The sequence below is a fragment of the Rathayibacter sp. AY2B3 genome (genome assembly GCF_002931755.1).
In the GTDB taxonomy this organism is placed as follows: Bacteria; Actinomycetota; Actinomycetes; order Actinomycetales; family Microbacteriaceae; genus Rathayibacter.
The window spans coordinates 66,179-89,269 of the sequence record NZ_PSUG01000008.1 but is presented as its reverse complement, the minus strand read 5'-3'; the positions used below and the strand labels follow the sequence as shown (position 1 = coordinate 89,269).

Here is a 23,091-nt window from a genome sequence, read left to right as displayed (position 1 = left end):
GCGGCAGCGGGGCGCCGTCGAGGCCGGCGGTGACGTCGCCGAACGTGTCGACGCCGAACTTCACTTCATGCATACTCATGGACTTCTGCAACCTCCGGAAGCACATGCCCGACAGCCACGCCGCCCGCACCCCCTACGAGGTGCTGGGCGTCGCCGCCACCGCGTCCGACGACGAGCTCCGCCGGGCGTACCGGCTCCGCCTCCGCGAGACCCATCCGGACACAGGAGGTGACGCAGCGTCGTTCCACGCGGTGCAGCTCGCCTGGGAGCGGATCGGCAGCGCCTCCGCCCGCAGCGACTACGACCGAGGAGCCCCCGCCCCCGGGACGTCGTCCCCGCAGTCGCCGTACACCGGCTCGCCGCGCCCGCAGACCGCCTCGGCCGTGCGCGCCCGCTCCTACGGTCACCCGGGCGGCGCGGCACGCGAGTACTACCTCCGCCTGGTGCGCGAGTGGCTCGGCCGCGGCGTCGAGACCGAGGACCCCTTCGACCCGGCGATCGTCCGTTCCGCTCCCCGTGAGGTGCGCTCCTGGCTCGCGAAGGCCCAGGCCGAGGAGGCGACGGCCGCGCTCGTCGGCGCCCTCGGCATCGCCTACACGATCTGGAACGACGTCGCGGTCGGCGACGGCGGGCTCAAGATCGACCACCTCGTGCTCGGGCCGGCCGGCCTGCTCGCGCTGACCTCCGCCGACTGGGGCGACCCGGTCCGCCTGAAGAAGGGCGAGCTCGAGGGCCCCGGGATCGCCGAGGACGAGAAGCCGATCGCCTCGCTCGCGAAGGCCGCGCGACGTCTCGGCCGAGAGCTGGGCGTCCGCTTCTCGGCGAGCGTCGTGGTCGTGCCGGACGACGCGCTGGAGCAGCCGTTCGAGCAGGTCGAGCGCGGCCGGCACCAGGGTGCCGTCGTCATCCGCCGCTCGCTGCTGCCGCAGCTGCTGCGCTCCGGCACGGACGATCCGCGCCTCGGCGGGTACGGCGAGTCGTTCGAGGTCCGCACCCGGGTGCAGAACCGCATCCGCTTCGTCTGACGCCGCGCTAGCCGCCGCTCGCCACCGGGGCAAGGGGTTAGCGCGCATCCGGTGCCCCGCCCACCATGGACGTGCCCCCCGGGCATCCCACGACGAGCGGAACGAGGACGGACCATGGTGCGATTCGGATACACCCTGATGACCGAGCAGAGCGGACCCAAGCAGCTGGTGGGCTACGCGGTCGACGCCGAGAGGCTCGGCTTCGAGTTCGCGGTCTCGAGCGACCACTACTCGCCGTGGCTGACCGAGCAGGGGCACGCCTCCTACGCCTGGACGCTGCTCGGAGCGGTCGCGCAGGCCACGTCGACCATCGACCTCACGACCTACGTCACCGCGCCGACCATCCGCTACCACCCGGCCGTGGTCGCGCAGAAGGCGGCGACGCTCGCGATCCTCTCGGACGACCGCTTCACGCTCGGCCTCGGCTCGGGCGAGAACCTCAACGAGCACGTCGTCGGCGAGGGCTGGCCCTCGGTCGCCGTGCGCCAGGACATGCTCGAGGAGGCCGTGCACCTCATCCGCGAGCTGCACACCGGCGAGCTGGTGACCTGGGAGGGCGAGTACTTCCGCGTCGACTCCGCCCGCATCTGGGACTTGCCGGACAAGCCGGTCGAGATCGGCCTCGCGGTCTCCGGAGAGAAGTCGATCGCCCGCTTCGCGCCGATCGGCGACCACCTCATCACGACCGAGCCCGACGCCGAGCTGATCTCGCAGTGGACCGCGGTCCGCGGTGCGGACGCCGCCCCCTCGCGCACGATCGGCCAGATCCCGATCTGCTGGGCGCCCGACAAGGAGCAGGGAGTGGCGCTGGCCCACGAGCAGTTCCGCTGGTTCGCCGGCGGCTGGGCGGTCAACTCCGATCTGCCGACCCCCGCCGGCTTCGCCGGAGCGAGCCAGTTCGTGCGCCCGGAGGACGTCGCCGAGCAGATCGCCTGCGGCCCCGACCTCGACGAGCTCGCCCAGAGCTTCGTGCCCTACATCGAGGCGGGCTTCACCGACATCGCCCTCGTCCAGGTCGGCGACGAGCTGCAGCAGCGGTTCCTCGACGAGGCGGCGGAGGGGCTCCTGGAGCGCCTGCGAGCCCTCGCCCCCTGAGGCGCCGCGCCGCAGGCCGTCCGCGGCGTCAGAACCCGCGGAGCCGCTCGATGTCGCGCCGGTCGCGCTTGGTCGGGCGGCCCGCTCCGCGGTCCCGGACGATCACGCCCGGCGCGGACTCCCGGGGAGGCGGCGGGGGCGTCCGGTCCTCCATGCACTCGGCGGCCACCGGCGCACCGACCCGCTTGACCACGAGTCCGCGGACGATCAGCTCCCGGTCGAAGCCGCCGATCCGGGCGCGGACCTCGTCGCCGACCCGCACGGTCTGCGCCGCCTTGGCCCGCTCGCCGTTGACGCGGATGTGGCCGGCCCGGGCCGCGGTCGTCGCGGCGGAGCGCGTCTTGTAGATGCGCACCGCCCAGAGCCACGCGTCCACCCGCACGGCACCGGTCACCGGGATCTGCATCCCCCCAGTCTACGAACGGCGCCCGCTCGCCACCCACCCCGCGGTCCTACACTGGCCGCCGACAAGGAGGTTCCCATGAACCGAGACGACAGCATCTACACCGGAGCGGACGACGCGCTGCGGAGCGGCGACGACCGCATGGTCGCGGCGAACGACAGCTCCGGGGCCGGCGGAACCCGCGGCGACGTCGGCATGAGCACGACGAGCGGCGAGGGCACCGGGGTCCCCACCCGTGGCGCGCCTCCGCAGAGCGGATCCCCGTCCGAGCTGCGCCCCACCGGCTTCCCGCACGCGGGCCTGGAGTTCTCGCTCGTCCCGTCCGGGCACGAGGAGTGGCGGATCGAGCACCCGGGCGGTCGCACCGTCGGCGTCCTCGCCGTCATCTCGCACGCGGGCGAGGAGTCGGAGGCCGTGTTCGTCACGCGCCGCGTCGGCTCCGAGGACGCCGTGGCCGAGGGCACCGACTGGCGCGGCATCGTGTCGGCCGTCATCAACGACGAGGCGGCGGACGAGCGCGAGCCGGTCCAGCTCGACCCCACGGTCGAGCACGTCCGCGGCGGACTCATCGGCCGCGGCCCCGCGGACGTCGACGGCCTCTCCTGAGCCCTCTCGCCTCCGGGACGCCGTCCGCGCTCGGCGCGGGGCGTCCCGCGGGGGAGGACCGGAGTCTCAGCGGGCGAGCAGCGCGGCGTTGATCCGGGCAGAGAGGTCGGCGTCGATGCGGCGGTCGGCCCCGTCGACGGCGCGGACGGGAGCGGCGTTGCGTGCGCTCGAGACCAGCCACGCCGCGTCCGCGGCCTCCAGGTCGTCCGCGCGCAGCGGACGCACGGCCGTCCCGAGGCCGAGGCCGGGGGCGAGCGCGAACAGGTCGGCCTGCGTGGTCCCGGGCAGCAGCCCGAGGCTCGGCGGGGGAGTCACGAGCTCGCCGTTCGTCAGCAGCACGAGGTTCGAGGTCGGCCCCTCGAGCAGGTAGCCGTCGCTCGACACGAACAGGGCGTCGTCGGCACCGCGCCGGGCGGCCTCCCGCGCGGCCGCGCGGTTCACGGCGTACGAGAGCGTCTTCGCCCCGGCGAGCAGCCAGGGGGACGTCGTCTGCACGTCCGAGCGCAGCCCGCGGTCCAGGAGCACCACGCGCACTCCGTCGCGGCGGGCCGGGCCGAAGTCCGGGCTGGTCTGCACGAAGACGACGCCGGTGGGCCGCCCGCCGCCCTCGACGCCGCGGGTCAGGATCGTCTTCACCATCGCCTCGGCGACGCGCGGGTGCGCGGCCACCGCCGCTCCGATCGCCTCGAGCCAGGCGGCCCGGTCCGGCCGGGGCAGGTCGAGCATCCGGGCCGAGCGCTCGAAGCGGTCCAGGTGCGCGTCGAGCGCCTGCAGCCGTCCGTCGACCAGGTTGATCGTCTCGAACACGCCGTCGCCACGCGTGAAGCCGAGGTCGGTGACGTCCAGATCGCCGCGCCCGCTCGGATCGATGCGGTGCGCGGCTCCTCCCGGCGAGTGCGCCTCCGAGTCGAGGGAGGGTCGGTCGAGGACGACGAGGGTCTCAGCGGGCATGGGCGGTGCGGTCCTTCCGGGAGCGGCGGCGGGCGGAGAAGCGGAGCAGCGCGACCGTCAGCAGCGCGCCGATCCCGGAGCCGCTGCCGTTCGAGACCAGGTCCTGCAGGTCGGAGACGCGGGTCGGCAGCCACAGCAGCTGCGCGGTCTCGACGGCCGCCGAGACCCCGAGGCCGATGGCGGCGGCCCACAGGCGGCGCCCCGGCGGCAGCTGCGCGGCGACCAGCGCCCCGAGCGGCACGAAGAGCAGCACGTTCGCGGTGAACTCCGCCACGTCGAAGTCGAACCAGCCGGTGAGCGGCGTGGAGGCGAGGAAGGCGATGATCCCGCGGATCAGCGCGTTCGGCTCCCCGGCCGGGTAGGGCGCGGGCGTCAGCGTGATCAGGGCGATCAGCGCGAGCCAGGCGAGCGTCGCGAGGCGGAGGGGTCTCGAGCGGCGCATCGTCCGATTCTGCCAGCCCGTCGGAGTCGGGTGCGGCGGGCGCGGTGTGGGAGGCTGGAGGGCATGACCAGCGAGGACCCCGGCGCGGACGCCGTGCTCCCGCGCCACCCCTTCGACGCGTCGCTCGGCGACGGCTGGGTCGAGATCGGCGACGGACGCCGCTTCTGGGGGCGCTTCGGCGCCGCCGGCCTCCTCCTGCGCGATCCGTCGGGACGCGTCCTGCTCCAGCACCGCGTGAGCTGGAGCCACTTCGGGGACACCTGGGGGCTGCCCGGCGGGGCCCGTCACCCCGAGGAGACGGCCTTCGAGGCGGCCCTCCGGGAGTCGGAGGAGGAGGCGGGCGTCCCCGCCGACCTGATACTGCCCGTGCTCTCCAGCGTCGTCGTGATCGGCCCGTGGAGCTACTCCACCGTCCTGGCCGACTCCCGCGAGCACTTCACTCCCCGCATCAGCGACGCCGAGAGCACCGAGCTGCGCTGGGTCGCCCCGGACGACGTCGACTCCCTGCCGCTGCACCCGGGCTTCGGGGCGGCCTGGCCGGGTCTGCGCGTGCTCGGCTCCTCGATCCCGGTGCTCGTCGTGGACGCCGCCAACGTGGTCGGCTCCCGCCCCGACGGCTGGTGGCGCGACCGCGCCGGCGCCGCGGAGCGCCTCCTCGCGTCCCTGGCCCGCCTCGCGGGGGCCGGCGTCCCCGGCCGTCTCCTGGGGATCGACGCCGACACGGTCTGGCCCCGCATCGCCGTGGTGCTCGAGGGAGCGGCGCGCGCCGCCCGCCCGGAGACCGGTGCTCCCGCATCGCGGTTGACGGTCCACGCGGCCGACGGCTCGGGCGACGACGCGGTCGTCGACCTGGTCGGAGCGCTCGAGACCGCGGTCGTCGTGACGGCCGACCGGGGACTGGCCGCCCGCGTCGAGGCGCTCGGGGCCGCCGTGGTCGGTCCGCGCTCGCTGCTCGACCTCCTCGATCCCGCCCGGGAATAGGCCGCGGGGGCACCCGGTTGCATCCCCCATGGCTACGACTGCGATGACCCTCGACTCCCACGACCAGACGATCGCCGACGGCATCGTCCTCATCGACTTCTGGGCCGACTGGTGCGGCCCGTGCAAGCAGTTCGCTCCGGTCTTCGAGGCCACGAGCGAGAAGAACGCCGACATCACCTTCGCGAAGGTCGACACGGAGGACCAGCAGCAGCTCGCCGCGAGCTACGGCATCTCCTCCATCCCCACCCTCGTGGTGTACCGCGACGGCGTCCCGCTGATGGCTCAGCCCGGCGCCCTGCCCGCCCCCGCGCTCGACAACCTGATCGAGCAGGTCCGCGGCCTCGACATGGTCGAGGTGCGCCGCCAGTACGAGGAGGCGAAGGCCGCTCAGGAGGCCGGCGCCGCCCCGCAGGCCTGATCCGCCCGGCGCCTCGACCCGCTCCGCAGGCGGGAGGCGCCCGCAGACGCACGAGAACCCCCGGCAGCCGTGAGGCCGCCGGGGGTTCCGTCGTTCCGAGGCGGGATCAGCCGGTGTTCTGCAGCCCCGCCGCGACTCCGTTGACCGCGAGCAGGAGCAGCCGCTGGTTCTGCTCCGTCCCGGATCCGCCCGGGTCGGTGCGGAGCGCCTTCAGCGCGCGCAGCTGCAGGAGCGAGAGCGCGTTGACGTACGGGGTGCGCAGGCGCACCGCCCGGCCGAGCACGCGATGGCCGGTGAGCAGGCTCTCCTCGCCGGTGATCGAGAGCACCCACCGGCGGGTGAGCGCCATCTCGTCGAGCACGAGTCCGGCGAGGTCGTCGCGGGAGTCGAGGGCGAGGTAGCGGCGGGCGATGCCCTCGTCGGTCTTCGCGAGCGACATCTCGACGTTGTCGACCATCGTCGTGAACAGCGGCCAGGAGGCGTACGCCTCGCGGAGCAGGTCCAGGTCGCCGACGGCCTCGAGCGCGCTGCCGAGGCCGAACCAGCCGGTCAGGTTGACGCGCGCCTGGGTCCAGGCGAAGACCCACGGGATCGCGCGCAGGTCCTCGAGCGACTCGACGGACAGGCCGCGGCGGGCCGGACGCGAGCCGAGGGCGAGCAGGCCCACCTCCTCCTGCGGGGTGACCCGGGCGAACCACGGTGCGAAGCCGTCGGCCTTCACGAGCTCGAAGAAGCGGCGGCGCGACTCGCGGTCCATCGTCGCCGCCACCTCGGCGAAGCGCTCCGCGGCGCCGGCGTTGCGCTCGCCGACCGCGGGCGAGGAGGCGAGCAGCGTCGCTCCCGCCACCTGCTCGATGTGCCGCGTGGCGATGTCCGGGTTGCCGTAGCGGGCGAAGATGACCTCGCCCTGCTCCGTCAGCTTGAAGCGGCCGTCCACCGACCCGGGCGGCTGCGCGAGGACGGCGCGGTTGGCCGGCCCGCCGCCGCGGCCGAGCGCTCCGCCGCGGCCGTGGAACAGCGTGAGCACGATGCCCTCGTCGGCCGCCCACTGCGCGATGCGCGCCTGCGCGTCGTAGAGCGCGAGCGTCGCCGAGACCGGTCCGACGTCCTTCGACGAGTCGGAGTAGCCGAGCATCACCTCGAGGCGGTTGCCGGTGGCCGCGAGGCGCGCCTGCACCTGGGGGAGGCGGATCATCTCGGCGAGGATGTCGGTCGAGGCGTCGAGGTCGGCGAAGGTCTCGAAGAGCGGGACCGCGTCGATGATCGGCGGCACGCCGTCGGTCGCCGCCTCCGCGAGCTCGAAGACCGTCCTCAGGTCGTCGGCCGACTGCGTGAAGGAGACGATGTAGCGCCTCGCCGCGTCGGTGCCGAAGCGCTCCTGGACCTTCGCGATCGCGCGGAACACCGACAGGACCTCGAGGCCGCGCTCGTCGAGCTCCTCGCCGGCGCGGATCGCCGCGATCGTCTCGCGGTGCACCTTCGAGTGCTGGCGCACCTCGATCTCGGCGAGGTGGAAGCCGAACGTCTCGAGCTGCCAGACGAAGTCCTGGAGGTCGCCGTACGCGGCGCGGACGTCCTCGGCTTCGACCAGCGACTCCTGCAGGGTGCGCAGCTCGGCCAGCAGCTCACCCGCGGCGGAGTAGGCCAGCGGTCCCGCGGTCCGCGTGGCGGCCAGGCGCTCGGCCGCGAACAGCAGGACGCGGCGGTGAGCCTCGTTGGGCGAGCGCTCGGCGATGTCGGCGGCGAGCTCGGGAGCGCGCTCGACGCAGGAGGCCCAGAGCGCCTCGACGGCTGCCGACGGGGGAGTGGTCGACGCGTCGAGGGTCAGCGCGCGGCCCACGCGGCGGGCGACGCGCTCCAGGCCCATGAGGACGTGCTCGGAGGCGATGTCCACCGCCGCGAGGGTGGTCTCGGCGGTGACGAAGGGGTTGCCGTCGCGGTCGCCGCCGATCCAGGTGCCGAGGCGGACGAAGGCCGGTGCGACCGGTGCCCGGGTGCCCGAGCCCTCGCCGAGCAGGGCGTCGTCGAGGCGGCGGTAGACGCGGGGGAGCACCGAGAACAGCGACTCGTCGAAGACGCTCATCGCCGTGCGCACCTCGTCGAGAGGGGTGGGCTTGGACTCGCGCAGCGGAGCGGTGCGCCACAGAGTGTCGACCTCGGCCAGCAGCCGGCGGCGGATCTCCACGAGCACGACGCCGCCCATGCGCGGGTCGTCGCGCTGCTCGAGCAGGTCGCTGATGCGGCGGATGGTCGAGGCCACGGCGCGGCGGCGGGCCTCGGTCGGGTGCGCCGTCAGGACCGGGCGGAACTCCAGTCGGGACAGGCGCGCGAACGCCTCGTCCTCCCCGAGCTCCCCGGTCAGCCGGCGCATCGAGGCGAGGATCGAGTCCTCGGGCGATTGCGCACCGGCGTCGGACTCACGGCGGCGCAGCACGCGGACGCGGTGGAACTCCTCCGCCACGTTCACGAGGTGGAAGTAGCAGGTGAAGGCCCGGGCGACCTCCTCGGCGCGCTCGAGCGTGAGCGAGGCGACGAATTCCTCCGCCTCCGCGGTCCCGGCCGCGTCGCCGCTGTCGTAGGCGCTGATCGTGAGCGCGCGCAGGCGCTCCACGTCCTCGTAGAGGGAGGGCTCGCCCGACTCGCGGAGGACCTGACCGAGCAGCTCGCCCAGCAGATGGACGTCGGCGCGGATCCTCTCGTCGAGCGGAGGCGCGGTCGTCCCGTCGGCGGAGGAGGGAGCGGTGGCGGAGGCGGGTGCTGCAGGCGCGGCGGACGCGTCGGAGAACGGAGGCACGGGAGAGACCTTAGCGGCGGTGCGTATCGAGCACATGACGCCTGCGTCACGATCCGAACTGGAATGATCGAGGGGTGACCGTGACAACCGCACCCTCCGCTCCCGCCGTCCAGACCGAGCAGGCGGCACCTCATGTCGTCGTGCTGTTCGGCGCCGTCGGCGATCTGGCCCGGCGCAAGCTCATCCCGGGGATGGCCCACCTCGCGCTCTCGTCCCTCGCGCCGGACCTGCAGATCGTCGGCACCTCGCTCGAGGAGCACGACGACGCCTCGTTCCGCGCGTTCGCGAAGCTGGCCTACGACGAGTTCGGCAGCCGCTCCCTGACGCCGGCGCAGTGGGACGAGTTCGCGTCCAAGCTCCGCTACGTCCCTCAGTCCGCCGGACCGGCCGCGCTGGCCGCCGCCGTGACCGACGCCGAGGCGGTCCTCGGTCCGGACGTGAGCCGGCTGCACTACCTCAGCGTCCCGCCCAGGGCCGCGCTCTCGGTCGTGCGGATGCTCGCCGAGGCCGGGCTGGTCGAGCGATCGCGCATCATCATGGAGAAGCCGTTCGGCGTCGACCTCGAAAGCGCTGTCGTCCTCAACGCGGAGCTCCACGAGACCTTCAGCGAGGAGCAGATCTTCCGGATCGACCACTTCCTCGGCAAGGAGCCGGCGCAGAACATCCTCGCCTTCCGCTTCGCGAACGGCCTCTTCGAGCCGATCTGGAACCGCAACTTCATCGATCACGTCCAGATCGACATCCCCGAGCGCCTCACGCTCGACCGCCGAGCGGAGTTCTACGAGTCCACCGGTGCGTACAAGGACATGGTCGTCACCCACCTCTTCCAGGTGCTGGCGTTCATGGCGATGGAGCCGCCCACCGCGCTGGAGCCCCAGGCCATCAGCGAGGAGAAGAACAAGGTCTTCCGCTCGATGCGCCCGCTGAACCCCGAGAACGTGGTGCGAGGCCAGTACATCGGCTACCGCGACGAGCCGGGCGTCGCCGCCGACTCCGAGACCGACACCTTCGTCGCACTGAAGTGCGAGATCGACAACTGGCGCTGGGCCGGAGTGCCGTTCTACCTCCGCACAGGCAAGCGGATGGCCGAGGGCCAGCGCATCATCTCGATCGCCTTCCGCGAGCCCCCGAAGAGCATGTTCCCGCAGGGCTCCGGAGTCGGCGCACACGGCCCGGACCACCTCACCTTCGACCTGGCGGACGCCTCGAAGGTCTCGCTCTCGTTCTACGGCAAGCGCCCCGGTCCCGGTATGCGGCTCGACAAGCTGAGCATGCAGTTCGCGCTCCAGGAGACCGATCGCGCAGGCGACGCGCTCGAGGCCTACGAGCGCCTGATCCTCGACGCGATGCGCGGGGACCACACGCTGTTCACCACGGCGGAGGGCATCGAGCGGCTCTGGGAGGTCTCCGCGCCCCTCCTGCAGGATCCGCCGCCCGTCCGTCTCTATGCGCCCGGCTCCTGGGGGCCGAACGCGATCCACCAGCTGATCGCGCCGCACGCCTGGCGCCTTCCGTTCGAGCGGGTCTGGCGCGACAAGCGCTGACCGGGCCGCCGTGCGCCCCGCCTAGGCTGGGCGCATGGCGCGCACCGGTGAGGACCGGATCTGGACGGTCCCGAACGTCCTCAGCATGGTGCGCCTGGCCCTGGTGCCGGTGTTCCTCGTGCTCGTGGTCCTCGGCGAGGACGCGCTCGCGCTCCTGACCCTCGTCGTCTCGAGCCTCACCGACTACCTCGACGGCTGGATCGCGCGCCGCTTCGACCAGATGACGCGCCTCGGCCGCGTCCTCGATCCGGCCGCCGACCGCCTCTACATCTTCGCCACCGTCCTGGGCCTCGCGGCCCGCGGCCTGGTGCCCTGGTGGCTGGTCGCCGTGCTGCTGGCCCGCGACCTCGTGCTCGTGGTCCTGGCGGTCGTCCTCGCGAACAACGGCTACGGACCGCTTCCCGTGCACCACCTGGGCAAATTCGCGACCTTCTGCCTCTTCTACGCCCTCCCGCTGATCATGCTGGGGCAGGCGTTCCCGGCCCTCGCGCCCGCCTCCCTCCCCATCGCCTGGGCCTTCGCGCTGTGGGGCGCGTTCCTCTACTGGTGGGCCGGGATCGTCTACGCCGTCCAGACGCGGGACCTCATCCTGGGGGTCCGCACAGGTGCTCAGGGGTCCGACGAGGGTCACGATTCGGATACGCTGACCTGACAGGAGGTACGTCTTGGTCGAGCCCGTCGGTGGAGCATCATCCGCCCAGCACAATTCCGTTCCCGGTGAGCCGTCGACGGAGACGACTCTGACGTTCACCGACGACATCGGCGCCCAGCTCGCCGCGCTCGACAACCGCGCGTCCCGCGAGGAGGCCGAGGCCGTCGGCGCACTGCCCTCCGGCTCCGCGCTGCTGGTCGTGCGCCGCGGACCGAACACCGGCGCCCGCTTCCTCCTCGACACCGACTCCACGACGGTCGGCCGCCACCCCGACGCGGGCATCTTCCTCGACGACGTCACGGTCTCGCGTCGGCACGCCGAGTTCGTCCGCCGCGGCACGGCGTTCGAGGTCCACGACCTCGGCTCGCTGAACGGCACCTACTTCGACGGGGTCCGGATCGAGTCCGCGATCCTCACCGACGGCTCCGAGGTGCAGGTCGGCAAGTTCCGTCTCACCTTCTACGCGTCCCGCGCCGACCTCGTCGCCGCTCCGGACGCGTGAGCCGTGGGCCGCTCCTCCGCGCGCGCCCTCCCCACCGGCTCCGCCGCTCTGCTGAGCATCGGGCAGGTGCTGGCCAGGCTGACCACTGAATTCCCGGACGTGACCCCGTCCAAGCTGCGCTTCCTCGAGGAGCAGGGGCTCGTCTCGCCGGCCCGCACCGACTCCGGCTACCGCAAGTTCTCGGGCTCCGACGTCGAGCGGCTGCGGATGATCCTCGCGCTGCAGCGCGACCACTACCTCCCCCTCAAGGTCATCCGCGGGTACCTCGACGACATCGACGCCGGACGCGAGCCCGCCCTGCCGGCCGGCGTCGGGGGTCCGAGCGCCTCGCTCCTCGGCCCCGCCACGCGATTGACCCGCGAGGGCCTCGCGGCCGAGTCCGGTGCGACGCCCGCTCTCGTCCAGGAGGCCATCGCCGCCGGGCTCGTGCGGGGCGGCGACGTGTTCGGAGACGAGGCCGTGACGACGCTCAGGGCGCTCGTCGACCTGGGGCGGTCGGGCATCGAGCCCCGCCACCTCCGACCGCTCCGCGTCGCGGTCGAGCGCGAGATGTCGCTCATCGAGAGCGTCGTCGCCTCCAGCGCCCGCCGCGGAGAGGCCTCGGGATCCGCCGGAGCCGCCGAGAACGCAGTGGGCCTCGCGACCCAGCTGGGCACCATCCGCGGGGCGATGGTCCGCAGCGCCCTGTCGCGGATCGCCCGCTCGTGAGGGCCGCACCGCCGGCGGACGGACAGCCGGGGCGACACGCCGCGGCGCCGAGGCCGATGTCGTTTACTCGGCCTGCGCCGGTCGGTACGGTAGGGAGCGCGTTCGGAGGATCCGGCGTCCGGATCCGAGAGGCACAGGGATGAGAGAAGTCAGCCGCGACGTCAGCGGCCAGCGCGACCTCGTCCTGTTCACCGACGGACTGCCCGAGCTCGACGCCGACGCGGGCTACCGCGGGGCCGTCGCGGCCCGCGCCGCGGGGATCACCTACCGGCAGCTCGACTACTGGGCGCGGACCGAGCTCGTCGAGCCGACCGTGCGCGGCGCGTCCGGCTCCGGCACGCAGCGCCTCTACGGCTTCCGCGACATCCTCGTGCTGAAGCTGGTCAAGCGCCTCCTCGACACCGGGATCTCGCTCCAGCAGATCCGCACGGCGGTCAACCAGCTCCGCGAGTCCGGGGTCGACGACCTCGCGCAGACGACGCTGATGAGCGACGGCGCGAGCGTCTACCTCTGCACCTCGAACGACGAGGTCATCGACCTGCTCAGCCGCGGCCAGGGCGTCTTCGGCATCGCCGTCGGCAAGGTCCTCCGCGAGGTCGAGTCGAGCCTCGTCGAGCTCGACCACCAGTCGGTCGACCCGGGCGACGAGCTCGCCCAGCGGCGCGCCTCCCGCCGCGTCGGCTGACCGCCGGCGTCTCACGACTCAGCAGCGTCCCCGGGGACTCCCGTGTCTCCTCCGCTCGCTCAGCCGATCAGGAGCGGGCGCCGCCCGACTGTCGAGTTTCCACGCCGGGCAGACACGCCGAGCGTCCGCCGACACCGCTCCCGTCACGGCTCGACCAGCGGGCACCGCCCGCGTCTCGAGACCCTGAGCCGGATGCGTCCGGCGGACCCGCGCCCCTAGGTCGCGGCGGGGACCTGCTCGCCGATGCGACCGGTGCGGATGACGCGGTCGAGCAGCAGGTCGAAGTTGTGCGCCATCTCCTGGGCGCTCTCTCCGGGCCAGACGTGGACGGGCTTCGCCGCGCCTTGCGCCTGCTGGAGAGACGTGCGCTCCGGGAGCTGCGGGCTGAGGACGAGCGGCCCGAACATGTCACGCAGCTCCTTGATCCGGAACTGGTGCTCCAGCGACTGGACGCGGGCCCGGTTGACGATGATGCCCAGCGGCTGGAGGCGCGGGCTGAGTCCGCGGCGGATCTCCTCGATCGCCCGGAGCGCCCTGTCGGCGGCGGCCACCGAGAACAGGCCCGGCTCCGTGACGACGGCGACGCGGTCGCTCGCGGCCCACGCCGTGCGCGTGAGGGCGTTGAGCGAGGGGGCGCAGTCGATCAGCACGAGGTCGTAGTCGGCCTCGACGCTCGCGAGGGCCTCCTCGAGCTTCCAGATGTCGCGGATGCTGGGGTGCGGCCCGTCGAAGTTGATCGCGGAGGGGCTGCCGATCAGCACGTCGATCGTGCCGTGGTGCTCCTTGGTCCAGCCGGAGGGGGCGATCGCCGAGCGGACGATCTTCTCCTTCGGCGACGTCAGGACGTCGGCGATGTTGAGGTGGCCGGCGACGTTGATGTCCATTCCGGTCGACACGTCGGACTGAGGGTCGAGGTCGACGACCAGCGTTCGCAGGCCCTTCGAGAACGCCGCGGATGCAAGGCCGAGCGTCACCGTGGTCTTGCCGACGCCGCCCTTGAGGGAGCTCACGCTGAGTACATGCATGGCTGACTACTTTACGTTCCTCCGGGCGGCAGAACCTAACCGTTCGCTGCACGCGCCGTCCGCGCCGCTTCCGGGGGCGGGCTGCACTAGCAGTCGGGGCGCGCTCCGACCAAGCCGCCCGGCGCGATCCGGGCCCGCCGGTACACTCGTCCTGAGCGGAAGGAGGCTCGTTCGCATGGATGAGCGCAACGACGAACAGCCCGACACCGGCACCGGTCCCACGCCGCGGACCGCCATGGACGCGGCTCGGGAATCGGGACAGTACTCCCCGCGAGCGAACGACACCGCTCCGACCCTCCTGCCCGACGGCGTGCGGATCACGCCGCCCGGCCCGCGGCGCCGCTCCACCGCCCCCGCTCCGGTCGAGGACGAGGACGCGATCGACGTCGGCCGCCTCGGCCTGCCGCCCTCGCATTCGCACGCTCTCGTGCCGCCGGAGCCGAGTCCTGCTCCGACCCCCGCACCGGCTCCCGCGCACCCGTCTGTCGCGAACGGACCGGTCTCGGCGGGGATCCCCGCTCGAGCGGAGTCCGCCGAGAAGCCCGCGGCGTCCGAGTCCGCGGGGGAGCCCGCCGCCGTCCCCACCCGCCGCGACCGCCTCCGCGCCGAGTCCTCGAGCGCCGCTCCCGCCCCGTCCACGCCGAGTGCCGCCGTCCCCGAGTCGGCGTCGATGCTCACCCCGGACAGGCTCCTGGAGGTCAACCGCAAGACCCGCCCCGCTCCCACGGGAGGCTGGCACCGCTTCCTGTACGGCCTCACCTTCCACACGGTCAACCTCGGCGACTCCGCGAAGGTGAAGGCCTGGAAGGCGATGGACGAGCGGATCGGCCGGCAGTTCGAGGGCGGCACCCGCTTCGTCCCGGTGATGACCCGCAAGGGCGGCGTCGGCAAGACGACGGTCACGACGCTCCTGGGCATGGCCCTCGCCGACGCTCGCGAGGACCGCATCATCGCGGTCGACGCGAACCCCGACCGCGGCACCCTGGCCGAGCGCGTCCCCAAGCAGACGCGGGCGACCGTCCGCGACGTCGTGAACCGCGCGGCCGGCGTGACCGGGTTCACCGAGTTCTCGACGATGGTCTCCCGCGACGAGACCCGCCTCGACGTCCTCGCCTCCGACACCGATCCGCAGCTCTCCGAGGCCTTCGACGAGGACGACTACAACGTGGTCGCCGACCTGGTCGAGCGCTTCTACTCGATCATGCTCACCGACTGCGGCACGGGCATCGTGCACTCGGTGATGCGGCCCACGCTGCAGCGCGCCGACACGGTGGTGATCGTCTCGGGCGGCAGCGTCGACGAGGCCCGCCTCGCCTCCGAGACCCTCACCTGGCTGGACGCGAACGGCTACGGCGCCCTCGTGCGCAACGCGGTCGTCGCCCTCAACACGGCGACGCAGGGCACGAGCCTGGTGAAGCTGGAGGAGATCGAGTCTCACTTCCGCTCCCGCGTCCGGGACATCGTCCGCATCCCCTACGACCCGGTGCTCGCCGCCGGCTCCGTGGTGAAGTGGGAGCAGCTGCGCGAGGGGACGAAGGACGCCGCTCGCCTGCTCGCCGCGCTCGTGGTCGAGGGCATGCCGGTCCGACGTGTCTGAGCCCCGGGGCTCCGAAGCGGCGTCCGCCGCGTTCCAGGACCGCACCGACGGACCCGACGCGTCCACCGACGCCTTCGATCTGATCGTCGTCGGGGCCGGCTCCGGCAACTCGATCGTCGGTCCGGAGTTCGACGGCCTGCGGGTCGCGATCCTCGACGACGGCGAGTGGTTCGGCGGCACCTGCCTCAACGCCGGCTGCATCCCGACGAAGATGTTCGTCCATGTCGCCGACGTGGTCACCGACGTCGACCAGGGCGGCCCGATCGGCGTCCACTCCCGCCTCCGCCGCCCCGAGTGGGCCGAGGTGCGCGACCGGGTCTTCGGCCGGATCGATGCGATCAGCGAGGGCGGGTTCGAGTACCGCGATCAGCGCTCCCCGAACGTGACCGTCCTCCGCGAGAGCTTCGGCTTCGAGTCGCTCGGAGACGGCGACCGCCCGCACGTCCTCGTCAGCGCCAGCGGTGCCCGCATCAGCGCACCGCAGGTGGTCGTGGCCGCAGGCTCGCGACCCAGGCCGCTTCTCGCGGCGTACGAGCCCGACCCCCGGATCCAGGACTCCTCCTCGGTGATGCGGCTCGACGAGCTCCCCGAGCGGATGCTGATCCTCGGCGGCGGCGCGGTGGCCGTCGAGTTCGCCCACGTCTTCTCCTCCTTCGGCACTGCAGTGACCGTCGCCGTCCGCGGCGATCGCCTCCTCCGCGCCCTCGACGAGGACGTCTCGCGCCGGTTCACCGGGATCGCCGCCGAGCGGTACACCGTGCTCACCGGAGTGAGCGCCGAGAGCGTCGACGCCCGCCCGGACAGCCTCCGCGTCACCCTCAGCGACGGCGCGACGGTCGAGACCGACCTGCTCCTCGTCGCCCTCGGCCGCGACCCCAACAGCGACACGGTCGCCGCCGCCTCCGTCGGGATCGACCTGCACGAGGACGGCCGGATCAGCGTCGACACCGAGCAGCGCGTGCTCTCCGGCGGCCGCCCCGTGCCCGGCCTCTTCGCCCTCGGCGACGTGTCGTCCCGCTGGCAGCTCAAGCACGTCGCCAACCACGAGGCGCGCCTCGTGGCGCACAACCTCCTGCATCCGGGGGAGCTGCTCTCGAACACCCTCTCCCCGGTGCCCGGCGCGATCTTCGCCCACCCGCAGATCGCCCACTTCGGACTCACCGCGGCCGAAGCCCGGGACCAGGGCCTGGACGTCGTCACCGTCACCCAGGAGTACGGCTCCACCGCCTTCGGTTGGGCGCTCGAGGACGACTCCAGCGCCTGCCTCCTGGTCGTCGGACTCGACGGCGCCCTCCTCGGCGCGCACATCATCGGGCCGCAGGCCAGTATCCTCATTCAGCCGCTCGTCCAGGCCGCCAGCGCCGGCACCGGCATCCGCGGACTCGCCCGCAGCCAGTACTGGCCGCACCCCGCAGCGAGCGAAGTCGTCGAGAACGCCCTCCTGAGCGCGGAGGAGGCCCTGAGGGAGCGCACCACATGACCGAACGCCAGATCCGCATCTTCGGGGACCCGGTGCTGAAGACCCCGTCCACGACCATCGAGACGGTCGACGCCGGCGTCCGCGGCCTCGTCGAGGACCTCGTCGACAGCGTCCGCCCGCCCGGACGCGCCGGCGTCGCAGCCCCCCAGATCGGCGTCAACCTCCGCGCCTTCAGCTACAACGTCGACGGCGTCATCGGCTACATCCTCAACCCCGAGATCGTCGAGCTCAGCGGAGACCCGCAACCGGTCGACGAGGGCTGCCTCTCCGTCCCGAACCTCTGGTACCCCGCGATCCGCTACCCCCACGCGAAGGTCCGCGGCACCGACCTCGACGGCAACGAGATCGTCCTCGAAGGCGACGGCCTCATGGCCCAAGCCCTCCAGCACGAATGCGACCACCTCGACGGACGTCTCTACCTCGACCGCCTCTCCAAGGACGACCGCCGCGCCGCCATGAAGGCCGTCCGCGAATCCGACTGGTTCTGAGTGGGATTCCGAGCCGGTCCCTGCCCGGCTCGGCGCGGTCGGCTCTTCGAGGTGGGAGCGCTCTGTAGACCGTGTCGCGTTCCGCCGACGGGAAAGCGCTGGGACGCGCTTTCCCGGATACGGCGGTGTTGATGGGGGAGCCGGTCCTTGCCCGGCTCCGCGCGGTCGGCTCTGCGAGGTGGTGCGTTTCGTGGAGCGTCCTGCGTTCCGCCGACGGGAAAGCGCTGGGACGCGCTTTCCCGGATACGGCGGTGTTGATAGGGGGAGCCGGTCCTTGCCCGGCTCCGCGCGGTCGGCTCGGCGAGGTGGGGGCGTTCCGTGGAGCAGGGAGCGTAACGCCGACGGTGAAGCGCTGGCACGCGCTTCACCGGCTACGGCTGCGTCGGGTTCGGAGCGGGTTCTGCGCGACTCGCGCGGGGGGCGCGCGTCAGCGGAGGGAGATGCCCTCGGTGGCGGGGGCGGCGGAGTAGACGGCGGCGATGGTGTCGGCGAAGTCGGCGAGAATGACGTTCCGCTTGATGCTCATCTTCGGAGTCAGGTGACCGCTCGCCTCCGTGAACTCGGTCGGGAGGATCACGAACTTGCGGATCGACTCCGCACGGGACACGCGCTCGTTCGCCGCGTCGACGGCCCGCTGCACCTCGGCCAGAACGACCGGGTTCACGGCCGCGTCCTCGAGCGAGAGACCCCTGTCCTGCCCGTTGTTCGCGAGCCACGTCGGCAGCATCTCCGAGTCGAGCGTGACCAGTGCGGCGATGAACGGCCGCTGATCGCCGACGACGACGACCTGTCCGACCAGCGGATTCGCGCGGATCGGATCCTCCAGCGCCGCCGGAGCGACGTTCTTGCCGCCGGCGGTGACGATGATCTCCTTCTTCCGCCCGGTGACGCGCAGATACCCGTCCTCGTCCAGCGTTCCGAGATCGCCCGTGCGGAACCACTCGCCGTCGAACGACTCGGCCGTCGCCGCCTCGTTGTTCCAGTAGCCGCCGAAGACGTCGATGCCGCGCACCTGGATCTCGCCGTCGCCCGCGATCCGGATCGAGACCCCGGGCATCGCCGGGCCCACCGAGCCGATCTTGAACCGCTCGGTGCGGTTGACCGTGGCGGGCGCTGTCGTCTCGGTGAGGCCGTAGCCCTCGAGGATCTTGATGCCGAGGCTGTGGAAGAAGTGGCCGAGCCGGTCGCCCAGCGGCGCGGAGCCGGACACGGCGAAGCGGACGTTCCCGCCCATGGCGGTGCGCAGCTTCGAGTAGACGAGCCGGTCGAAGAGGAGGAACTGCAGCTTCAGCGCGAGCGGCACCGAGCCCGCCTCGAGCGCCATCGAGTGGGCGACGGCGACATCGGCCGCGCGGCGGAAGATCTTCCCCTTGCCTCCGGCCTCGGCCTTCTGCTCGGCCGAGTTGTAGACCTTCTCGAACACGCGCGGCACGGCCAGGAGGAACGTCGGCTTGAAGGATCCGAGCGAGGGGAGCAGGTGCCTCGTGTCGGCCTGGTGCCCCACCTTCACCCCGCCGTGCACGCAGAGGATCGCGATGAAGCGGGCGAACACGTGTGCCGTGGTGATGAACAGCAGCGTCGACGCGCCGGGCTGATGGATCAGCTCCGTCAGGGCGACCGCCGAGTTGCGGCTGAGCTCGACGAAGTTCGAGTGCCGGATGATGCAGCCCTTGGGGCGGCCGGTGGAGCCGGAGGTGTAGATGATCGTCGCGATGTCGGTACCGGTCGCCAGTGAGCGGCGGCGCTCGATCTCGGCGTCCGGCACGTCGACGCCGCGCGCGACGAGCTTGTCCAGATCACCCAGCCCGATCTGCCAGGCGAGGCGGACCTCGGGCAGGTCGGCGCGGATCTCGTCGAAGCGGGCGAAGTGCTCGGGGGTCTCGACGATCACGGCGTGCGCGCCGGAATCGGCGAGGTTCCACTGCACCTGCGCGGGGGAGGAGGTCTCGTACACCGGGACGAGGACCCCGCCGGCGAACCAGACGGCGAAGTCGATCAGCGTCCACTCGTAGCGCGTCCTGCAGATCAGCCCGACCTTCTCGCCCGGCTCGAGGCCGGCGGCGACGAAGCCCTTCGCGAGGGCCGTGACCTGGTCGAGGAACTCCTGCGCCGTCACGTCGCGCCAGCCCTCGCCGTCGGGAAGCGCGAAGAGCGGCCGGTCGGGCGTCTCGCGGACGCGGTCCAGCAGGAGGGCGGTCGTGTTGGCCTGGGGATCGGCCGGAACCACCAGGGGGGAATCGAACTGGTCCACGGCAACTCCTTCGGTACCTGAATGAACGTCGTCTCCACCCTACCGGCGCGGCGCAAGCTGTGGATCCGTTCAGGGTAACGATCCAGCGGTGGCTCCGCGAGGAGGTCCGACACGCGTCGCCGGGTCTCGCCGCTGAGCCGCACCGGAGCGCTCGCGGTCACTACACTCGTCCTGGCCGCCGCTCAGGGCGGTCCGCCGACGCTGCCGCGCCGGTGGCGACGGGAAGGCGGTTCGCGTGCACGCGATCGGGATCGACATCGGCGGCACGAAGATCGCCGGAGCCCTGGTCGACGAGTTCGGGGGGATCCTCCGCGAGGACCGCCGGCCCACTCCTGCCGGGCACCCCGAGCTGATCGTCGACGTCGTGGTCGAGATGGTCGAGCATCTGCGCTCCGGCCTGCTCCCGGGGGACGTCGCCGCGGTCGGAGTCGCCGCCGCCGGCTTCATCGACGCCTCGCAGTCGATCGTCTACTACGCCCCGAACATCAACTGGCGCAACGAGCCCTTCCGCGAGAAGCTCTCGGCCCGCATCGACCTGCCGATCATCATCGAGAACGACGCGAACGCCGCAGGCTGGGCCGAGTTCCGCTACGGCTCCGGCCGCCTCGTCAGCGACATGCTGATGCTCACCATCGGCACCGGAGTGGGCGGCGCGATCGTCATCAACGACCGGCTCCTGCGCGGCGGCTTCGGAGCCGCGGCCGAGATCGGGCACATGCGCGTCGTCCCCGGAGGCCTGCCCTGCGGGTGCGGCGCCCGCGGCTGCATCGAGCAGTACGGCTCGGGCCGCGCGCTCCAGCGCTTCGCCGGCGAGCTCGCCGACGCGGGCGGGATCGGCCAGGGCATCGCCGACGCCCGCGCCCGCAACGGCGGCGAGCTGAACGGCCGCCTCATCTCCGAGCTGATCACCGCAGGCGACCTGGGCGCCCTCGCGGCGCTGCGCCAGCTCGGCCACTGGCTGGGCGAGGCGGCGGCCAGCCTGAGCGCGGTCCTCGACCCGCAGATGTTCGTCATCGGCGGCGGAGTGGCGCAGGCCGGCGATCTCCTGCTGGACCCCATCCGCCAGGCCTACCTCGACAACCTCCCCGCCCGGGGCTACCACCCCGAGCCCGAGTTCCGCATCGCGGAGCTCGTCAACGACGCCGGAGTCGTGGGGGCCGCCGACCTGGCGCGCCTGCACGCGAGCTCCCTCTAGCGGCACCCGCCGCACCCGATCCGCCGCACCGCCGAGGAGCCCGATGTTCTACTGGTTCATGAAGCACATCGTCGCGGGCCCGCTCCTGAAGACGATCTTCCGCCCGTGGGTGGTCGGCGCCGAGAAGGTGCCGCAGAACGGCGGCGTGATCCTCGCGAGCAACCACCTCTCGTTCATCGACTCCGTGATCCTCCCGCTGGTGATCGAGCGGAACATGGTGTTCCTCGCCAAGAGCGACTACTTCACCGGCAAAGGCCTCAAGGGCTGGGCGACGCGGACGTTCTTCACCGCGACGGGGATGCTGCCGATCGACCGCTCCGGCGGCAAGGCGTCCGAGGCCTCGCTCAACACGGGGCTGCGCGTCCTCGCGGGCGGCCACGCCCTGGGCATCTATCCCGAGGGCACGCGCAGCCCCGACGGCCGCATGTACCGCGGCCGCACCGGAGTCGCCCGCATGGTCCTCGAGGCAGGCGTGCCCGTCATCCCGGTCGCCATGATCGACACCGCGCGCATCATGCCCATCGGCAAGCGCCTGCCGAAGCTCGGCCGCATCGGCATCGTGTTCGGGGAGCCGCTCGACTTCAGCCGCTTCGAGGGCATGGAGGGCGACCGCTTCATCCTCCGCTCGATCACCGACGAGATCATGTACGAGCTCCTCGCCCTGAGCGGCCAGGAGTACCTCGACGTCTACGCGACGTCGGTCAAGGAGAAGCGCGCAGCACTCACCCGCTGAGCGCCCGCTCGACGCCGGGGCCCCCTCCCGGCCGAGCACCCTGCCAGGCGATAAGCTCGTCAACCGCTGCCGTCCGTCCGGACGGAGGCCCTCCGCGCGCCGCTGGCGCCCGTCAGAACCGGGAACACCCTCGTGGTCATCGATCCGAACGAACCGTACGTCCTCGCCGCCCCCTCCGTGGTCGCCGGCCTGGACTATTGGCGCGAGCTCGAGATCAAGCAGCAGCCGCAGTGGCCCGACGCGGAGGCCGTGCGAGCGGCGTCCGCCGAGGTGGCCGCGCTGCCTCCGCTGGTCTTCGCCGGCGAGGTGGACCAGCTGCGCGAGCGTCTCGGAGCCGCGGCCCGCGGCGAGGCGTTCCTCCTGCAGGGCGGCGACTGCGCCGAGACCTTCGCCGGAGCGACCGCCGAGCAGATCCGCAACCGCGTGAAGACCGTGCTGCAGATGGCCGTCGTCCTGACCTACGGCGCGAGCATGCCCGTCATCAAGATGGGCCGGATGGCCGGGCAGTTCGCGAAGCCCCGCTCGAGCGACCTCGAGACCCGCGGCGACGTGACCCTGCCCGCCTACCGCGGCGACATCGTCAACGGCTACGACTTCACTCCGGAGTCGCGCGCCGCGGACCCCCGCCGCATCGTGCAGGGCTACCACACCGCCGCCTCGACGCTGAACCTGATCCGCGCCTTCACGCAGGGCGGATTCGCCGACCTGCGCCTCGTCCACTACTGGAACAAGGGCTTCACCGAGAACCCGCAGAACCAGCGCTACGAGCAGCTGGCCCGCGAGATCGACCGCGCGGTCAAGTTCATGGTGGCGTGCGGGGCCGACTTCGAGGGCATGAAGCGCACCGAGTTCTACACCGGCCACGAGGGCCTGCTGATGGACTACGAGCGCCCCATGACGCGCATCGACTCACGGACCGGCACGCCGTACAACACCTCCAGCCACTTCATCTGGATCGGCGAGCGCACCCGCGAGCTCGACGGTGCGCACGTCGACTTCCTGTCGCGCGTGCGCAACCCGATCGGCGTGAAGCTCGGCCCGTCGACCACGCCCGAGACGATGCTCGAGCTGATCGACAAGCTCGACCCCGAGCGGGAGCCGGGTCGCCTCACCTTCATCACCCGCATGGGTGCCGGGAGGATCCGCGACGCGCTCCCGCCGCTGCTCGAGGCCGTCAAGCGCAGCGACGCCCTGCCGCTGTGGGTGACCGACCCGATGCACGGCAACGGGCTGACGACGCCGACCGGCTACAAGACCCGTCGCTTCGACGACGTGGTCGACGAGGTCAAGGGCTTCTTCGAGGCGCACCGCGCCGCGGGGACGCACCCCGGCGGCATCCACGTCGAGCTCACGGGCGACGACGTCACCGAGTGCCTCGGCGGCTCGGAGCACATCGACGAGGCGACGCTCGCCACCCGGTACGAGTCGGTCTGCGACCCGCGCCTCAACCACATGCAGTCGCTCGAGCTCGCGTTCCTGGTGGCGGAGGAGCTCCGGGGCCGCGCGATCTGAGCAC

The 23,091-nt window shown here is 72.4% G+C and carries 22 protein-coding genes; 16 read left to right on the top strand and 6 right to left on the bottom strand.

The window, feature by feature from the left end; all coding sequences use genetic code 11:
• Window positions 1-104: 104 nt before the first annotated feature.
• Together C5C24_RS04380 and C5C24_RS04375 are read left to right on the top strand one after the other, a co-directional pair.
• Entirely contained in the window at window positions 105-1,025 is a 921-nt protein-coding gene (locus C5C24_RS04380; RefSeq protein WP_104304392.1) for a J domain-containing protein, read from the top strand.
• A 114-nt stretch (window positions 1,026-1,139) separates the two neighbouring features.
• Window positions 1,140-2,120, top strand: a complete 981-nt coding sequence (locus C5C24_RS04375) for a TIGR03557 family F420-dependent LLM class oxidoreductase (RefSeq protein ID WP_104247153.1) — start codon at window positions 1,140-1,142, stop codon at window positions 2,118-2,120.
• 28 nt (window positions 2,121-2,148) lie between these two features.
• Here the strand turns inward: C5C24_RS04375 and C5C24_RS04370 are convergent, their stop codons facing one another.
• Entirely contained in the window at window positions 2,149-2,526 is a 378-nt protein-coding gene (locus C5C24_RS04370; protein WP_181027140.1) for an RNA-binding S4 domain-containing protein, read from the bottom strand.
• A 75-nt stretch (window positions 2,527-2,601) separates the two neighbouring features.
• Between C5C24_RS04370 and C5C24_RS04365 the strand changes: the two genes are divergently transcribed.
• Window positions 2,602-3,129, top strand: coding sequence for a hypothetical protein (locus tag C5C24_RS04365; protein ID WP_104276465.1), 528 nt, complete (start codon window positions 2,602-2,604; stop codon window positions 3,127-3,129).
• A 66-nt stretch (window positions 3,130-3,195) separates the two neighbouring features.
• Here the strand turns inward: C5C24_RS04365 and C5C24_RS04360 are convergent, their stop codons facing one another.
• Together C5C24_RS04360 and C5C24_RS04355 are read right to left on the bottom strand one after the other, a co-directional pair.
• A complete protein-coding gene (locus C5C24_RS04360; protein ID WP_104304386.1) occupies window positions 3,196-4,080 on the bottom strand; it encodes an aminotransferase class IV in 885 nt (294 codons plus the stop codon).
• Window positions 4,070-4,522, bottom strand: coding sequence for a VanZ family protein (locus C5C24_RS04355; protein WP_104304385.1), 453 nt, complete (start codon window positions 4,520-4,522; stop codon window positions 4,070-4,072). The genes C5C24_RS04360 and C5C24_RS04355 overlap by 11 nt, the downstream gene beginning before the upstream one ends.
• A 63-nt stretch (window positions 4,523-4,585) precedes the next feature.
• On the opposite strand from C5C24_RS04355, the gene C5C24_RS04350 reads away from it, so the two are divergent.
• Both C5C24_RS04350 and trxA read left to right on the top strand, forming a co-directional pair.
• Complete coding sequence (locus tag C5C24_RS04350) at window positions 4,586-5,503, top strand: NUDIX domain-containing protein (RefSeq protein WP_104304384.1); 918 nt, start codon at window positions 4,586-4,588, stop codon at window positions 5,501-5,503.
• A gap of 28 nt (window positions 5,504-5,531) precedes the next feature.
• Complete coding sequence (trxA, locus tag C5C24_RS04345; protein WP_104281226.1) at window positions 5,532-5,921, top strand: thioredoxin; 390 nt, start codon at window positions 5,532-5,534, stop codon at window positions 5,919-5,921.
• 106 nt (window positions 5,922-6,027) lie between these two features.
• Here trxA and C5C24_RS04340 read toward each other — a convergent pair whose 3' ends face one another.
• The gene (locus C5C24_RS04340; RefSeq protein ID WP_374955319.1) at window positions 6,028-8,715 is read right to left on the bottom strand and encodes a phosphoenolpyruvate carboxylase; all 2,688 of its coding nucleotides are present in this window, start codon (window positions 8,713-8,715) and stop codon (window positions 6,028-6,030) included.
• Window positions 8,716-8,795: 80 nt separating this feature from the next.
• Between C5C24_RS04340 and zwf the strand changes: the two genes are divergently transcribed.
• From zwf to C5C24_RS04315, 5 genes are all read left to right on the top strand, one after another.
• On the top strand, window positions 8,796-10,259 hold the full coding sequence (gene zwf / locus C5C24_RS04335; protein WP_104304391.1) for a glucose-6-phosphate dehydrogenase: 1,464 nt from the start codon (window positions 8,796-8,798) through the stop codon (window positions 10,257-10,259).
• 34 nt (window positions 10,260-10,293) lie between these two features.
• Window positions 10,294-10,911, top strand: a complete 618-nt coding sequence (locus C5C24_RS04330; protein ID WP_104304382.1) for a CDP-alcohol phosphatidyltransferase family protein — start codon at window positions 10,294-10,296, stop codon at window positions 10,909-10,911.
• A 13-nt stretch (window positions 10,912-10,924) separates the two neighbouring features.
• Window positions 10,925-11,413: an FHA domain-containing protein gene (locus C5C24_RS04325; RefSeq protein ID WP_104222573.1), complete on the top strand. Its 489-nt coding sequence runs from the start codon at window positions 10,925-10,927 to the stop codon at window positions 11,411-11,413.
• A gap of 3 nt (window positions 11,414-11,416) precedes the next feature.
• Complete coding sequence (locus C5C24_RS04320) at window positions 11,417-12,121, top strand: MerR family transcriptional regulator (protein ID WP_104304381.1); 705 nt, start codon at window positions 11,417-11,419, stop codon at window positions 12,119-12,121.
• Between the two features lie 139 nt (window positions 12,122-12,260).
• Window positions 12,261-12,806 carry a MerR family transcriptional regulator gene (locus tag C5C24_RS04315; protein WP_104222575.1) on the top strand — a complete coding sequence of 182 codons (546 nt, stop codon included), beginning with the start codon at window positions 12,261-12,263 and terminating at the stop codon, window positions 12,804-12,806.
• Window positions 12,807-13,021: 215 nt separating this feature from the next.
• Here the strand turns inward: C5C24_RS04315 and C5C24_RS04310 are convergent, their stop codons facing one another.
• Window positions 13,022-13,831 carry a ParA family protein gene (locus C5C24_RS04310; RefSeq protein ID WP_104222576.1) on the bottom strand — a complete coding sequence of 270 codons (810 nt, stop codon included), beginning with the start codon at window positions 13,829-13,831 and terminating at the stop codon, window positions 13,022-13,024.
• A 175-nt stretch (window positions 13,832-14,006) separates the two neighbouring features.
• On the opposite strand from C5C24_RS04310, the gene C5C24_RS04305 reads away from it, so the two are divergent.
• Genes C5C24_RS04305 through def form a run of 3 tightly spaced genes read left to right on the top strand, consistent with a single transcriptional unit; the run spans window position 14,007 to window position 17,396 of the window.
• A complete protein-coding gene (locus C5C24_RS04305) occupies window positions 14,007-15,428 on the top strand; it encodes a MinD/ParA family protein (protein ID WP_258065041.1) in 1,422 nt (473 codons plus the stop codon).
• Entirely contained in the window at window positions 15,421-16,908 is a 1,488-nt protein-coding gene (locus tag C5C24_RS04300) for a mycothione reductase (RefSeq protein WP_104304380.1), read from the top strand. The genes C5C24_RS04305 and C5C24_RS04300 overlap by 8 nt, the downstream gene beginning before the upstream one ends.
• Window positions 16,905-17,396: a peptide deformylase gene (gene def / locus C5C24_RS04295; RefSeq protein WP_104276456.1), complete on the top strand. Its 492-nt coding sequence runs from the start codon at window positions 16,905-16,907 to the stop codon at window positions 17,394-17,396. The genes C5C24_RS04300 and def overlap by 4 nt, the downstream gene beginning before the upstream one ends.
• A gap of 427 nt (window positions 17,397-17,823) precedes the next feature.
• On the opposite strand, the gene C5C24_RS04290 is transcribed toward def, so the two are convergent.
• On the bottom strand, window positions 17,824-19,647 hold the full coding sequence (locus C5C24_RS04290; RefSeq protein WP_104304379.1) for a long-chain fatty acid--CoA ligase: 1,824 nt from the start codon (window positions 19,645-19,647) through the stop codon (window positions 17,824-17,826).
• Between the two features lie 235 nt (window positions 19,648-19,882).
• Here C5C24_RS04290 and C5C24_RS04285 point away from each other — a divergent pair, with 235 nt between their 5' ends.
• The 3 genes from C5C24_RS04285 to C5C24_RS04275 all read left to right on the top strand — a co-directional run bounded on the left by C5C24_RS04285 (window position 19,883) and on the right by C5C24_RS04275 (window position 23,087).
• The gene (locus C5C24_RS04285) at window positions 19,883-20,842 is read left to right on the top strand and encodes an ROK family glucokinase (RefSeq protein ID WP_104276454.1); all 960 of its coding nucleotides are present in this window, start codon (window positions 19,883-19,885) and stop codon (window positions 20,840-20,842) included.
• Window positions 20,843-20,885: 43 nt separating this feature from the next.
• A complete protein-coding gene (locus C5C24_RS04280) occupies window positions 20,886-21,575 on the top strand; it encodes a 1-acyl-sn-glycerol-3-phosphate acyltransferase (RefSeq protein ID WP_104276453.1) in 690 nt (229 codons plus the stop codon).
• A 177-nt stretch (window positions 21,576-21,752) separates the two neighbouring features.
• Window positions 21,753-23,087 carry a class II 3-deoxy-7-phosphoheptulonate synthase gene (locus tag C5C24_RS04275; protein WP_104222617.1) on the top strand — a complete coding sequence of 445 codons (1,335 nt, stop codon included), beginning with the start codon at window positions 21,753-21,755 and terminating at the stop codon, window positions 23,085-23,087.
• Window positions 23,088-23,091 lie beyond the last annotated feature (4 nt).

Bases quoted from the DNA above. Each gene is read 5' to 3' on its own strand.
- C5C24_RS04310 (WP_104222576.1), bottom strand. From the start codon at position 13,831: ATGCATGTACTCAGCGTGAGCTCCCTCAAGGGCGGCGTCGGCAAGACC.
- C5C24_RS04355 (WP_104304385.1), bottom strand. From the start codon at position 4,522: ATGCGCCGCTCGAGACCCCTCCGCCTCGCGACGCTCGCCTGGCTCGCG.
- C5C24_RS04360 (WP_104304386.1), bottom strand. From the start codon at position 4,080: ATGCCCGCTGAGACCCTCGTCGTCCTCGACCGACCCTCCCTCGACTCG.
- C5C24_RS04280 (WP_104276453.1), top strand. From the start codon at position 20,886: ATGTTCTACTGGTTCATGAAGCACATCGTCGCGGGCCCGCTCCTGAAG.
- C5C24_RS04350 (WP_104304384.1), top strand. From the start codon at position 4,586: ATGACCAGCGAGGACCCCGGCGCGGACGCCGTGCTCCCGCGCCACCCC.
- def (WP_104276456.1), top strand. From the start codon at position 16,905: ATGACCGAACGCCAGATCCGCATCTTCGGGGACCCGGTGCTGAAGACC.
- C5C24_RS04305 (WP_258065041.1), top strand. From the start codon at position 14,007: ATGGATGAGCGCAACGACGAACAGCCCGACACCGGCACCGGTCCCACG.
- C5C24_RS04375 (WP_104247153.1), top strand. From the start codon at position 1,140: ATGGTGCGATTCGGATACACCCTGATGACCGAGCAGAGCGGACCCAAG.
- trxA (WP_104281226.1), top strand. From the start codon at position 5,532: ATGGCTACGACTGCGATGACCCTCGACTCCCACGACCAGACGATCGCC.
- C5C24_RS04370 (WP_181027140.1), bottom strand. From the start codon at position 2,526: ATGCAGATCCCGGTGACCGGTGCCGTGCGGGTGGACGCGTGGCTCTGG.
- C5C24_RS04330 (WP_104304382.1), top strand. From the start codon at position 10,294: ATGGCGCGCACCGGTGAGGACCGGATCTGGACGGTCCCGAACGTCCTC.
- C5C24_RS04315 (WP_104222575.1), top strand. From the start codon at position 12,261: ATGAGAGAAGTCAGCCGCGACGTCAGCGGCCAGCGCGACCTCGTCCTG.
- C5C24_RS04380 (WP_104304392.1), top strand. From the start codon at position 105: ATGCCCGACAGCCACGCCGCCCGCACCCCCTACGAGGTGCTGGGCGTC.
- C5C24_RS04365 (WP_104276465.1), top strand. From the start codon at position 2,602: ATGAACCGAGACGACAGCATCTACACCGGAGCGGACGACGCGCTGCGG.